The sequence below is a fragment of the Amycolatopsis orientalis DSM 43388 genome, assembly GCF_000411975.1.
GTDB classification, from domain to species: domain Bacteria; phylum Actinomycetota; class Actinomycetes; order Mycobacteriales; family Pseudonocardiaceae; genus Amycolatopsis; species Amycolatopsis orientalis_D.
Genome location: NZ_ASXG01000039.1, coordinates 73,996 through 87,100, shown reverse-complemented (window position 1 = coordinate 87,100; position 13,105 = coordinate 73,996). Strand labels below are relative to the sequence as shown.

Annotated in this window: 10 protein-coding genes; 8 read left to right on the top strand and 2 right to left on the bottom strand. The window is 70.5% G+C overall.

Annotated elements, in window-relative coordinates; genetic code table 11:
* Together L942_RS45240 and L942_RS07050 are read right to left on the bottom strand one after the other, a co-directional pair.
* The coding region (locus L942_RS45240; RefSeq protein ID WP_235078931.1) for a hypothetical protein at window positions 1-277 on the bottom strand (277 nt) is incomplete at its 3' end.
* A gap of 637 nt (window positions 278-914) precedes the next feature.
* Window positions 915-1,601, bottom strand: coding sequence for a M23 family metallopeptidase (locus L942_RS07050; protein WP_037356532.1), 687 nt, complete (start codon window positions 1,599-1,601; stop codon window positions 915-917).
* A gap of 2,425 nt (window positions 1,602-4,026) precedes the next feature.
* Between L942_RS07050 and L942_RS07045 the strand changes: the two genes are divergently transcribed.
* The 8 genes from L942_RS07045 (at window position 4,027) to purH (ending at window position 13,079) form a co-directional block, all read left to right on the top strand.
* The gene (locus tag L942_RS07045) at window positions 4,027-5,631 is read left to right on the top strand and encodes a hypothetical protein (RefSeq protein ID WP_235078928.1); all 1,605 of its coding nucleotides are present in this window, start codon (window positions 4,027-4,029) and stop codon (window positions 5,629-5,631) included.
* A 20-nt stretch (window positions 5,632-5,651) separates the two neighbouring features.
* Complete coding sequence (locus L942_RS07040; RefSeq protein ID WP_440201300.1) at window positions 5,652-5,948, top strand: hypothetical protein; 297 nt, start codon at window positions 5,652-5,654, stop codon at window positions 5,946-5,948.
* A 118-nt stretch (window positions 5,949-6,066) separates the two neighbouring features.
* Entirely contained in the window at window positions 6,067-7,236 is a 1,170-nt protein-coding gene (gene sucC, locus L942_RS07035) for an ADP-forming succinate--CoA ligase subunit beta (protein WP_037356479.1), read from the top strand.
* Window position 7,237: 1 nt separating this feature from the next.
* A complete protein-coding gene (sucD, locus tag L942_RS07030; RefSeq protein WP_037356476.1) occupies window positions 7,238-8,128 on the top strand; it encodes a succinate--CoA ligase subunit alpha in 891 nt (296 codons plus the stop codon).
* Between the two features lie 217 nt (window positions 8,129-8,345).
* Window positions 8,346-9,095 carry a DUF5336 domain-containing protein gene (locus L942_RS07025; protein ID WP_037356473.1) on the top strand — a complete coding sequence of 250 codons (750 nt, stop codon included), beginning with the start codon at window positions 8,346-8,348 and terminating at the stop codon, window positions 9,093-9,095.
* A 155-nt stretch (window positions 9,096-9,250) separates the two neighbouring features.
* Window positions 9,251-10,828: a cell division protein PerM gene (locus L942_RS07020; RefSeq protein ID WP_235078927.1), complete on the top strand. Its 1,578-nt coding sequence runs from the start codon at window positions 9,251-9,253 to the stop codon at window positions 10,826-10,828.
* 74 nt (window positions 10,829-10,902) lie between these two features.
* Window positions 10,903-11,520, top strand: a complete 618-nt coding sequence (gene purN, locus L942_RS07015) for a phosphoribosylglycinamide formyltransferase (protein WP_037356467.1) — start codon at window positions 10,903-10,905, stop codon at window positions 11,518-11,520.
* Complete coding sequence (gene purH / locus L942_RS07010) at window positions 11,517-13,079, top strand: bifunctional phosphoribosylaminoimidazolecarboxamide formyltransferase/IMP cyclohydrolase (RefSeq protein WP_037356464.1); 1,563 nt, start codon at window positions 11,517-11,519, stop codon at window positions 13,077-13,079. The genes purN and purH overlap by 4 nt, the downstream gene beginning before the upstream one ends.
* Window positions 13,080-13,105 lie beyond the last annotated feature (26 nt).

Genomic DNA, 13,105 nt, shown 5'->3' with positions numbered 1-13,105 from the left:
AGCCCAGCCCATCCCAGCCCAGCCCAGCCCAGCCCAGCCCAGCCCAGCAAGGACCGGCCACACCGATACTGCATCGCCAGCCCCGGGTCTTCGCCCCGCGCAACTGCTCCCTGCCCGGCATCCCACGATCCGCCTGGATTTCTCTAGCCTTCCAGCCGTCTTCCCATCCCTGCAGCAAGCCTCTTGCCTGGGTGTTCCGGCCCGTTTCCGGACATCTTTCGCCGGACCGAGTGAACTCCCCGGCGAACCCGCCGATCTTGTCGGTCTCCTCGGGCATACTTGGCTTCATCGAACACAAGTTCGATGGAATGCGATACGCTGAGGAAGGGACGCAGGGGGATGGACGCGGTGCTGTTTGGCGTATTTGCCGCCGGGGTACAGGAGTACTTGAGGAGAGTCGCGGGGACGGTTGCTGCGGGGACGGCGACCCGGTCAGCTCGGGACGTGCCAGGGGATGTGGCACGGCTGGCTGCGGCATGGCGTGCCTTGCTCAGGCAGCACGCATTGGGGCCAGACGGCAGATGTGTCGTCTGCGGAGGAACGTCGCGCGCCGACGAGGGCATCGCGCGATGGATGCCCTGGCGAAGACGTGCTGACCTCTGCACGGTTTGGCAGGTAGCAGTCGCCTACTTCGTCCGTCGCCTGCCGGGCAACGATCCGTGATGCCAGGCATTGCCCGCGCAGCGCTGGGTTTGTCCTGCAATTCGCTGCCGGGCTTGCCGATTCTGGGGGTCACATCGAGCTGTGCCGCGCTAGCCCGGTATGCGGTGCGCGACAGTGCCCGCCGGGGACCTTGCGTGCGAAGGCGTTTCCGCCGCCAGTCGTCTAGAGCGATCCGTCCGGATCAAGCTCTCAGGACGTTCTACAGGCACAGACGCCCCTGCGCAGGTCGCCCGGCGGGCAAGAAATACGGCTCAGACGTTCACGCCGCGGGCAGCGAGCCACGGGCGCGGGTCGATCTTCTTGGTGCCGTCCTGCCACACCTCGAAGTGCAGGTGCGGGCCGGTGCTCTCGCCGCGGTTGCCGATCTCGGCGATCTGCTCGCCGCACTTGACCTTCTGGCCCTCACGGACGGAGAAGCTGTTCATGTGGCCGTAGACCTGGATGGTGCCGTCGTCGAGCTGGATGCGTACCCAGAGACCGAAACCGCTGGCGGGGCCAGCCTGGATGACGGTGCCGTCGGAGGCGGCGTAGATCGGAGTGCCGATGGAGTTGGCGATGTCGATGCCGAGGTGGCTGGTGCCCCAGCGGGCACCGAAACCGGAGGTGAACGTGCCGTGAGCGGGCAGGCACGTCTTCGGGCGGGAGGCCTCTTCGGCGGCCTGGCGCGCGGCTTCGGTCTCCGCCTGTACGCGGGCCTTGGTGACCTTGGCGCTGTCGGCCATCTTCGCGGCTTCGGCGGAGGCATCGACGGCGTGCCCGGTCGGCAGCAGCTCGGGAGCTCCCCCGGAGCCCGCGCTGCCGAGGGTGAACGAGGCGCTCGCGTTCTGTGCGTTGGCGAGCGGGGTGACCGCGGCGTCCGAGTCGCCGCCGCTGGTGGACTTGAGGGTCTGCCCGGCGGCGGCTGCGGCGAACGCGCCGGCCGCGACGGCGGCGACCACGACCCGCCCGCGAAGGGCGGAGGAGGGCGGGGAGATGCGGTGCTGTCCCCGGACGCGGATGACCGCACCGTCCAGTGCGTCTTTCAGCGCCGGGGAAGGGGCTTGGCCGCCGGGGGAGCGGTGTGAAGCCAAGACAGGGCCTTCCATCGTCGGGGAGTCGGGCGGAAGCGGACTCGGGCGGGGGATCCCGTGAACGAACCTCGGGGGTGATTCGCTCAGCGTCCTGCTTCGTGACCTGACTGTAATGGGGACCGGAGGACAGTAACGAAGCGGCGCCTCAATGAGCAAGACGCGACCGGGCTTTCGGCCGAACGAGTGGCACGCATCGAGCTTCTAGCTGTGGAAACTACCCAAAGTTAATCGGAAACTACTTCACTGGTTGTGGCTTGAGTCACATACCTTCGGATGGCCCAACGGTCCCGGAAGCCCTTCCGGCGGCCTCGACGCGGAAATAACCGGTCGACCGGATGCGTTGAAGCAGTTTCGAGCTGCAGCTTGTGATGCCGCTCACTTTCGAGGGGTGCTTTTCGAGGGCTTCGTTCGCGACCCTTCGCGCCTGCTTCCGGCGACTCCTCCAGGTCTTGCCAGGACCGCGGCCTGAATTCCGACCGTTCGCGTCACCCGGCCCTACCTCGCGGGACGAGGCTCCACTCGTCTCCCGCGCATGCCGCGACACCCGCCCGGCCTGACGGCGCGGATCGCTGCTCTCTCCGGCTTGCTTCGCTCCCGCGAGCCGTTGGCCCAGTGCGCGCGACCGCCGCACCCCGGCCCCGGACAGCGGTGCGGCCGGTTACCTGCCCTCCCCGGCAGGCTCCGCCCGTCCGTGTCCCCGGTCTCGGCGGATTGCCCCGCGATCCGCCGAAGCCGGTAGCAGCTCGGCTGGTTCCGCCCTCCCCGGCGGACCCTGGCTGTCCCGGTTCCGGCAGAGCGTCCCCACGGTTCCGGAGCCTGTCGCGACCGGGCCTGTGCTCGCCCCTCGCTAGCAGGCCTGCTCCTGGTCCCGGCGGACCGTCCCCGCGATCCGCCGAAGCCTGTCGCTGCTCTCCCGCGACCTGGCCGGTCGCCCGCCCCCCGGCAGGCGATGGCCTTCTCCGTTCCTGGCAGGTCCTCCCCGGCCGGCCAGGAACGGAGATCGCGGCTCCCCTCCGCGAGGCGGCCGTCCACCTGCCCTCCCCGGCAGGTCTCGGCCCTCTCCATCCCGGTCCCGGCAAGTCGTCCCCACGACTTGCCGGCACCCGCCGCGGCTCCCCTCCGCGACCTGGTCGGGTGCCTGCCCGAACAGGCATCCGACCTTGTCCATCGCCCCCGCGACGGGGCCCCGTGCTTCGTCCCGTGCCGGAGTGACGCCCCGAACGCCACTCCCTTACGCGACTTCCCCGAAGTTTTTCCCGACGGCTCCTTCCGGCGCTGCTCCCTCGGCAACTCGGTCCCTCTGCCGTCGAGACCTCCGGCCCGTGCCCCTCTTACGCGGATCGGCGGAATTTTTCTTCGCACCCCTCAGACGCGCGGGAGCCGCCCGAGGTTCATCCGGCGGGGAATTCACCTGGAAGTGCGTTCCGGCCTGGTCGAGGCGGCCCTGCTGTCCCCGCGGCGAGACCGGTCCTTGCTAGCGTCGCGAGCGATGACTCCGCCGACCCCAGAGCCTTCCGACGGCGATTCCGCCCCGGACGCCCAGGACGCACCGGACTCCCCGGGCCGTCCCGCCGGTTCCCGGCGTCCCAGCCTCGCCGAGCGCAAGGCCGCCGCCCGCGCCCGAGCCCGCCGCGACGCCAGCCGGGCGAAAAAGGATCCCGCCGACCCCGATCGCCGCGGGACGGCCTCCGCCGGACGTTCGGCTGATTCGCCCGGTCGGGGCGCGCCGAGGTCGGAAGAAAGCTCTGCCGGCTCGTCTCGTCGCGGCAGAGCGGCGTCGGGGGAAGGCTCATCCGGCCGCGGTGTCCCGGCATCGGCGGAAGGGCCTGGCGAACCGGGCCGTGCGGGAGCGGCCAGTCGTGGTGAGCCGACGCCCGCGGACAGTTCTGACGAGCCGCGCGGTGCGGCTTCGGGGGAAATCTCGGCTGGCCGGGGCGGACGGTCTGCGGCGGAAAGCTCGGCCGAACCCCGTCGTGGCGAACTGGCCGCCGAGGCGAGCTCGTCCGACAAGGGCAAACCGCAATCAGCGAAGAGCCCGGCCGGCCCGTCCAACCGCACTGAGCCCGGTCGAGAATCCTCAGCCGCATCGTCCGCCAGGCGCGCGGGTGACGAGCCAGGCCTGACCAGTCGAAAGCCCGAGACCGAACCGAGGTCGGCCCCCCGCGCCATCCCCAGCCGCCACGACTCGAGCCAAGAACCGAACCAAGCCGAGGCCCTCCTGGACCTCACCGACCAAACCCCCTCCCCGCGACTCCGGACCGCCACCGCCCTCCTCGGCGTCGGCGCTCTGGCCTTGGCCGCCGGTGCCATCGCCCCGGTCTCGCCGGACGCCAAGCCTGGCTACCTCTCCTGGCCGCTGCTCGTCCTCCTCGCCGTCGTCCCGGCCGGGATCGCGGTCGCGGCGGCTCGCAGCGGGCGGCACGGGCTGGCCGCCGGGCTCGTCGCCGGGCTCGCCGCGCTCGCGCCGGGGCGGCTGGTCCTCGATCTCCAATTCCTCGTCAACGGCTCCAAAACCATCCGCCCCGAGCTGTATCTCCCGGACCGGCTGCTCGACCGCAGCGGCGTCGGCGCCGGGTTCTGGCTGCTGATCGCCGGGCATTTGCTGACGCTCGTCGCCGGGACCGTGGCCGCGCGGGTCGTGCGCGAGCGCAATGAGATCGCGGGCGGCGACGACAAACGCCGCTGGCGGTTGATCATTCCGCTGCTCGCGGTTGTCGCCGCGGTCGGGTTGCTGATGACTCCCGTTCTCTCGGACGACCCGTTTCTCCTTGCGCGGTCAGCATTTGAGGGCCCTGGGCTAGCGCTCGCCGGTTACCTTCTCCTCGCCGCTGCGCTGCCGGTCGCGGCAGTGCTCGGGGTTTTCGCCGGATCCGACGGCGTCGCGCGCGGGACGCTCGGCGGGATTGTCGCGGCGGTGCTGGCGGTTGCGGTGCCGACGTTCGTCGCCGGGCTGGCCGTGCCAGGGCTGGAGGTTTCGACGGGCGCGTATCTCGCCGTCGTGCCGATGGTGCTGGTCCTTGCCCTCACTCCACTTGCGACACCGCAACAGACGCAGACCGAGCGCACCGACCTGGCCGGCGAGGCCCGCGTCCCAGGACTCACCATTTGGCGTGCGCTCACTGCCCTGCTCGCGTTGCTGACCGGAATCGCCGCGGCGATCGGTGCGCTCGCTCCGCAACTCGGCAACAGCACAGACAGTCCGGCTCGCCTGCAACTGCTGGCCGCGGCAATTCTTGTCGTGCTGCCAACACCTTTCCTTCTCGTCCGCCGCGCCGCGCCGGCCGCGCGCGGAATTCTCGCGGTGCTGTGGGCCGGCGTCGTGCTCGCGGGAACAGCGGTGCTCAGTACGGCCATCACCGCCTCCGAAGCGACTGGACTCGGCGGCCTCGGCGGGGCGATCAGCTACCACCTCGGCGCGGGAGCTGTTTTCACCGCGATCGCGCTCGGCCTCGCCGGGCTCGCCGGATTGGCCGCGGTGGTGACCGGCGTCGTGGAACGCGACGACACCGGTACCGAAGGGCCGCGCTCCGCCGCGGCAATTCCGGCCGGAATCACCGCGGTGCTGGCGATCGCGACCTTCGGCACGCCGGTGTTCACCGCGCAGGATTACGCGCCGCCCGGTCTCTGGTCCGATTTCGACACTCCGTCATGGGGATTGCTCGCCGCGCTGCTCGTCGTTCTCGGGACGCTCGGGTTGAGCGTTCGTTCCCGGCCCGGTGCCGCGGCGGTGGGACTGGTCGGAGCGGCGGTGCTCCTTGCCTTGCACGTCGCCGAGATTCCGCTGGTCAGTTCGCTGTTCAGCGCCGCGAAGCCAGGTGCCGGTTTCTGGCTCGGGCTCGCTGCGGTCGTGGCGGCAGTGGTCACTGCTGGCATCGCGGCTGCCGGTGCGAAGAAGTGAGCCCGCGACGCGTCGTCCTCGTGGAATTGGCCGAAGAAACCGCGGCGATTCCCTTGGCGCGCCTCCTGCGCGACGCCGGTCTCGAAGTCGTCCACGTAGGACACCTCGACACGGCGGAAAAGATCGTGCGCACCACCGAACAGGAGGATCCAGACATTCTGGGCCTGCTCGGCGGCCCGGTCCCCGAGGGGCTCGCCGAAGCGCTCTCCGGCACGGACGTGGTCGAACTGGGCTGCGAAAGCCCCGAAAAGGCCGCCGAAATGCTCGTCGGTGGGCGGTCTCACACCCTCGGCACACCCTCTGACCGCGTACGGTGACCGACTTCACCAGGTGCGGCGTCCCCTGCGTCTGCGCTGGTCGCTAACCTCGACTGGTCCGACAGCGCGGTCCGGAAAACGGACCACCACAGTGGCGTGTCGTCAGGAGACTGGAGTAGTGGACCTCTACGAGTACCAGGCGAGGGATCTCTTCGCCGCCCACGGAGTACCGGTTCTGCCGGGGTCCGTGGCAAGCACCCCGGAAGAAGCCAAGGCCGCCGCGGAGCAGATCGGCACCCAGGTCGTCGTCAAGGCGCAGGTGAAGGTCGGCGGCCGGGGCAAGGCGGGCGGCGTCAAGCTGGCCCAGACGCCCGACGAGGCGAAGGAGAAGGCGGAAGCCATCCTCGGCCTCGACATCAAGGGCCACATCACGCACCGCGTGCTGGTGGCGGAAGCCTCGGACATCGCGTCCGAGTACTACTTCTCCTTCCTGCTCGACCGCGCCAACCGCACCTTCCTCGCGATGGCGTCGTCCGAGGGCGGCATGGAGATCGAGCAGCTCGCGGTCGAGCGCCCGGACGCGCTCGCCAAGATCCCGGTCGACGCGATCAAGGGCGTCGACAAGGCCACCGCGCTCGAGATCCTCAAGGCGGGCCACTTCCCGGCCGAGATCATCGACGAGGCCGCCGACGTCGTGGTGAAGCTGTGGGAGACCTTCGTCTCCGAGGACGCCACCCTGGTCGAGGTCAACCCGCTGGTCCGCGACCCGCAGGACAAGATCATCGCCCTCGACGGCAAGGTCACCCTCGACGAGAACGCCTCCTTCCGTCACCCGGAGCACGAGGAACTCGTCGACAAGCAGGCCGAGAACCCGCTCGAGGCGAAGGCCAAGGCCAAGAACCTCAACTACGTCAAGCTCGACGGCGAGGTCGGCATCATCGGCAACGGCGCCGGCCTGGTCATGTCCACTTTGGACGTCGTGGCGTACGCGGGCGAGAAGCACGGCGGCGTGAAGCCGGCCAACTTCCTCGACATCGGCGGCGGCGCGTCGGCCGAGGTCATGGCGGCCGGTCTGGACGTCATCCTCAACGACACCGACGTGAAGAGCGTGTTCGTGAACGTCTTCGGCGGCATCACCGCCTGCGACGCGGTCGCGAACGGCATCGTCGAGGCGCTGAAGATCCTGGGCGACGAGGCCACCAAGCCGCTGGTCGTCCGCCTGGACGGCAACAACGTCGTCGAGGGTCGCAAGATCCTGGCCGACGCGAACCACCCGCTGGTCACCGTGGTGGACACAATGGACAACGCGGCCGACAAGGCTGCCGAGCTCGCCGCGGCAGGTGCGTGAGATGTCGATCTTCCTCAACGAGAACAGCAAGGTCATCGTCCAGGGGCTCACCGGCTCCGAGGGCATGAAGCACGCGACCAAGATGCTGAAGTCCGGCACCAACATCGTGGGCGGCGTCAACGCCCGCAAGGCCGGTCAGACGGTCACCATCGAGGGCAAGGACCTCACCGTGTTCGGCACGGTCGAGGAGGCCATCAAGGAGACCGGCGCCGACGTGTCGGTCATCTTCGTGCCGCCGAAGTTCGCCAAGGACGCGGTCATCGAGGCCATCGACGCCGAGATCCCGCTGGCCGTCGTCATCACCGAGGGCATCCCGGTGCACGACTCGGCCTACTTCTGGGCGCACGCGGTCGCGACCGGCAACAAGACCCGGATCATCGGGCCGAACTGCCCCGGCGTGATCAGCCCCGGCAAGTCGAACGCGGGCATCATCCCGGCCGACATCACCGGCCCGGGCTCGATCGGCCTCGTGTCGAAGTCGGGCACGCTGACCTACCAGATGATGTACGAGCTGCGCGACATCGGTTTCTCCACCGCGGTCGGCATCGGCGGCGACCCGATCATCGGCACCACCCACATCGACGCCCTCGAGGCGTTCGAGAAGGACGCCGACACCAAGGTCATCGTGATGATCGGCGAGATCGGCGGCGACGCCGAGGAGCGCGCCGCGGCCTACATCAAGGAGAACGTGACCAAGCCGGTCGTCGGCTACGTCGCGGGCTTCACCGCCCCTGAGGGCAAGACGATGGGCCACGCGGGCGCGATCGTCTCCGGTTCGTCGGGCACCGCCGCGGCGAAGAAGGAGGCCCTCGAGGCCGCCGGCGTCAAGGTCGGCAAGACCCCGAGCGAGACCGCGGTTCTCGCCCGGGAGCTGTACAACAGCCTCGGCTGACCAGCAGCGACTCCGCTGGCGGAGGCCGGGCACCGACACGGTGCCCGGCCTTCGTCGTTTCCGCCCGCAACCGATCCGGTGGTCAGTGCGTCCAACGTCGCGGACGCCCGAGGGCGGATGCGCTAGCGTGCAGTCACTCGCGAGCGGGGGACGCCGCCGTACTCCCCGGGCGCCGCAGGATCCCGAACCGCCGGTCGATGAGACAGGAGAGTTTCCGATGACCTTCCCCAGTGGCGGGCCCGGCTACCCCCAGCAGGGCCAGCCGTCCCAGGGGCCGCCCCCGTCGGGCGGGTTCCCGCAGCAGCCCCAGCCGCGGCAGGGCCCGCCTGCCGCGGGTTCCGGAGCGCCGCCGAACCTTCCGCTGCTGCTGTCCCTCGGGGTGGCCGGGCTCGGACTGGTCCAGTACTTCCTCGGCTTCGCGGCCGAGGCGGGCACCGCCGGGCAGCCCATTCTGTTCCTGCTGGCCGGCGGTCTGCTGTCGGCGCTGCACCTGCTGCCCAACGGCCCGAAGACGCTGCCGTTCGCCGCGCTGTTCAGCGTGCTCGGCGGGCTGGGCGCGCTCGACGCGGTGATCTCCGGACGGACGTCGGCCATCGTGATCGTGGTGCTGATCCTCGGTCTCCTGCAGATGGCCGCGGCGGTCGCGGTGCTGCTGTTCGAGTACGGCGTGCTCAAGCCGCCGACGTCGCAGCCGTCCGCTCCGGCGTATCAGCAGCCTTACGGCCAGCCGGGCCAGTACCAGCCGACGCAGTACCAGCCCGCTCCCGGCCAGGGTCAGCAGGGACAGCCGGGTCAGCAGACTCCGGGGCAGCAGCCGCCGTCCTCCCCGCAGCAGCAGCCTCCCGCCACGCCGCCGCCGGGCGGGCAGGCGACGACGTACGCGCCGCAGCAGGGCCAGTTCTTCCAGCCGCCGTCGGACCAGAACAAACCGGGCACGCCGCCCGGGGGTTTCGGACAGCAAGGCTGAAACCGGTTCGCGTTACCCACCCGCTGTGACTCTCCGTGTCACAGCGGGTGTTTTTATGGGCCTGGTGCCACGACCGGGTGGGCGTTGGATTCGCCACGTCCGCCGGGCGGCGTGCCTCACCCGGACGGCCGAGCGCGGATGTCATGGTCGGGGACATGCAGGTGCTCACCAGTCCCGGACGCCCCGCGGGCGACGAGCCGGTGGGCGACTCCCTTGACCAGGATGTACCCCGGGTCCGGGTGTTGCTCGTCGCGGCGCTCGGCCCGCTCGTCACCGGCTACGCGGTGGTCGCCACCCTGCTCGCGCTGGTCGCGCTGACCGCCGGGCACGCGATTTTCTCCGCGGGCGGCGTGCTGCTGTCGGCCGGACCCGGCTGGCTGGCCGCCTACCAGGTCGAACTCGGAATCGGCGGCCATCCGCTAGGCATGCTGCCGCTGTTGCCGACGGTCGGCGTGGTGCTGCTGGTCGCGCGGGCGGCGGCCAAGGCGGTGCGCCGGCTTCGCTGCGCCAGGCTTCGACACACGGTCCCGTTGATCGGCGCGATTTCCGGGGCGCATCTGCTGTTCGGACTCCTGATTTCGCTGCTGTCGGTCGGCGAACCGGTGCAGGCGAACATCGCGCTCGCCGGGGCGGTGCCTGCGGTGCTTTCCGGTCTCGCGGCCACCGCCGGGGTCCTTCGCCGATTCGGGATGCCGCAGGTGCTTGCCGACCGGCTCGACCCGCTGGCGCTTCGCGGGTTGCGCGCGGGCCTGCTCGGATTGTTCGCGCTCCTGGCCGCTGGCGCTCTGACGCTGACCGCCGCCACGGCGCTTTCCGCGCGCACGGTTTCCAGCCTCTTCGAACCGTCCTTCGGGGCCAGCTTCGGGCTGTTCCTGCTTTCCGTGCTGTACCTGCCGAACGCCGTGGTCGCCGCGATGTCGTTCGTGAGCGGGCCCGGATTCAGCGTCGGCAACCTCGGCGTGCACCTCATCGGTTACCGCGGCGGTTCCGTCCCCGGGGTGCCGCTGCTCGGCGGCATTCCGGAGCACGCCGCGTCGTGGTGGCCGGTGCTGCTGGTGCTGCCGCTGGCGGTCGGAGTGCTGGTCGGCTGGTCGGTCCGGGCAGTGGACGACGATCCGGCCGCGCGGCTGCGGGTCGTGGTCGTCGCGGGCGCGGTGGTCGGGTTCGGCTGCGTGCTGCTGGGCACGCTCGCCGGCGGACGGCTGGGCGACGGTCCGTTCGACCCGGTCAGCGTGCCGGTCGGGGTGGCGTCGATCGTCGCGTTCTGCTGGATCGTGATTCCGGCCGGGTTCGTGGCGTTCTTCGCGGGGGCGCACGCTCCGATGCGGCCGGTCGAGTCGCTCGAGGTGGAGGACGACGAGGCCGCGCCCGAGGGCACCGAGCCCGAGGAGACCGAGGCGGAGTCCGAGTCCGAGTCCGAGGAGGACGTGGCGGACACCGCCGAGGCAGCGGACTCCGAAGAATCCGAAGACGCGGAAGAGCCCGAAGACGCTGGTGAGGAATCCGCGGAAGACTCGGACGTGGCTGAGGACGCGGAGGACGACGAGGACTTCGACGCCGAAGCCGACGCCGAACTGGGCCTCGACCTGCCGGAGGACGAGCCGGAAACCGAAGCCGCCGCGGTCGAGGAGAAGACCGAGGACAAGCCCGAAACCCCCGCCGAAGAGCCGGAGGCTGTGACCGAGTCCACCGAGGACTCCGGCGACGCGAAGCCCGCCGAGGACGACCGTTAGGGTTGGGGCGACCTGGTGAAGCGCCGTGCGCCCGAGGCGTACCGCCGTGCAAGGAGCCCGTTCTGGCCAGCCGCTTGGAACTGCCCACTCCGGTGAAGATCGTCGTGCTCGCGTCCGGTTCCGGCACGCTGTTGCAGGCCGTGCTCGACGCCGCCGGGCAGCCCGGGTTCCCGGCCACCGTCGTCGCGGTCGGCGCCGACCGCACCGGCATCGAGGCGCTCGCGCGCGCGGAACGGGCGGACGTGCCGTCGTTCACCGTGCGCGTCGCCGACCATCCGGACCGGGCCGCGTGGGACCGCGCGCTCGCCGAGGCGGTCGCGGCTTACCAGCCCGACCTCGTGGTGTCCGCGGGCTTCATGAAGATTCTCGGGCCGGAGTTCCTGTCGCGGTTCTCCGGCCGCGTGATCAACACCCACCCCGCGCTGCTGCCGTCGTTCCCCGGGATGCACGCGGTCGCCGACGCGCTGGCGGCCGGCGTGCGCGTCACCGGATCGACGGTGCATTTCGTCGACGCCGGGGTGGACACTGGCCCAGTCATCGCCCAGGAGGCGGTGCCGGTGGAGACCGACGACACCGAAGACGTCCTGCACGAGCGGATCAAAGCCGTGGAACGCAGGCTGCTGGTTGAAACGATCGAGCGACTCGGCCGTGGTGGGTGCACCGTGGACGGACGAAAGGTGAGGTTTTCGTGAGCACAGCACAGGGACGGCGCCCGGTCCGGCGCGCGCTGATCGGCGTCTCGGACAAGGCCGGCCTGCTCGAGCTCGCGACCGGCCTGCACGCGGCCGGCGTGGAGATCGTGTCGACCGGCGGCACGGCGAAGGTCATCGCGAACGCCGGGGTCCCGGTCACGCCGGTCGAGCAGGTCACCGGGTTCCCCGAGTCGTTCGACGGCCGGGTCAAGACGCTGCACCCGCGCGTGCACGCCGGTCTGCTCGCCGACCAGAACAACGCGGACCACGTCGCGCAGCTCAAGCAGCTCGACATCGCTGCGTTCGACCTGCTCGTGGTGAACCTGTACCCGTTCCAGGAGACTGTCGCGTCCGGCGCGAGCCCCGAGGACTGCGTCGAGAACATCGACATCGGCGGTCCCGCGATGGTGCGCGCGGCCGCGAAGAACCACGGCAGCGTCGCTGTCGTCGTGGACCCGGCGCGGTACCCGTGGGTGCTTGAGCAGGTCTCCGCGGGCGGCTTCGAACTCTCGGACCGCAAGCGGCTCGCTGCTGCCGCGTACGCGCACACTGCTGCGTACGACACCGCTGTCGCGTCCTGGTTCGCCAACGCGTATGCGCCTGCGGACGACAGCGGCTTCCCGGACTTCCTCGGCGCGACGTGGGACCGTGCGGACGTACTGCGCTACGGCGAGAACCCGCACCAGAAGGCGGCGCTGTACCGCAGCGCGCAGCCGGGCCTCGCGCACGCGGAGCAGCTTCACGGCAAGGCGATGTCGTACAACAACTACGTCGACACTGACGCCGCCCGTCGCGCCGCCTTCGACTTCTCCGAGCCGGCGGTCGCGATCATCAAGCACGCCAACCCGTGCGGGATCGCGGTCGGCACGGACGTCGCCGAAGCGCACCGCAAGGCGCACGCCTGCGACCCGGTGTCCGCGTACGGCGGCGTGATCGCCACGAACCGCCCGGTGAGCGTCGCGGCGGCGGAGCAGATCGCCGAGGTCTTCACCGAGGTCGTGCTCGCCCCCGACTTCGAGCCGGAAGCACTGGAGATCTTGCAGCGCAAGAAGAACGTGCGGCTGCTGAAGCTGCCCGTGCTCGAGAACGCGGCCCCGGTGGAGTTCCGGCCGATCTCCGGCGGCGTGCTCGTGCAGACCGCCGACGCGATCGACGCCCCCGGCGACGACCCGGCGAACTGGGAGCTGGCCACCGGCACGCCCGCCGACGAGAAGACCCTGGCGGACCTGGAATTCGCGTGGCGGGCGCTGCGCGCGGTGAAGTCCAACGCGATCCTGCTGGCGCACGAGCAGGCGACCGTCGGCGTCGGCATGGGACAGGTCAACCGCGTCGACTCGTCGCGGCTGGCGGTCTCGCGGGCGGGCGACCGGGCGAAGGGCTCGGTCGGCGCGTCGGACGCGTTCTTCCCGTTCCCGGACGGGCTCGAGGTGCTGATCGAGGCCGGCGTGCGAGCCGTCGTGCAGCCCGGCGGCTCCATCCGCGACGCCGAGGTGATCGCCGCCGCAGAGGCCGCCGGGATCACCCTGTACCTCACTGGAACGCGCCACTTCGCGCACTGATTTTTTCGCTGGCCGGCCGGGACTTT

Bases quoted from the DNA above. Each gene is read 5' to 3' on its own strand.
- L942_RS07020 (WP_235078927.1), top strand. From the start codon at position 9,251: ATGCAGGTGCTCACCAGTCCCGGACGCCCCGCGGGCGACGAGCCGGTG.
- L942_RS07025 (WP_037356473.1), top strand. From the start codon at position 8,346: ATGACCTTCCCCAGTGGCGGGCCCGGCTACCCCCAGCAGGGCCAGCCG.
- sucD (WP_037356476.1), top strand. From the start codon at position 7,238: ATGTCGATCTTCCTCAACGAGAACAGCAAGGTCATCGTCCAGGGGCTC.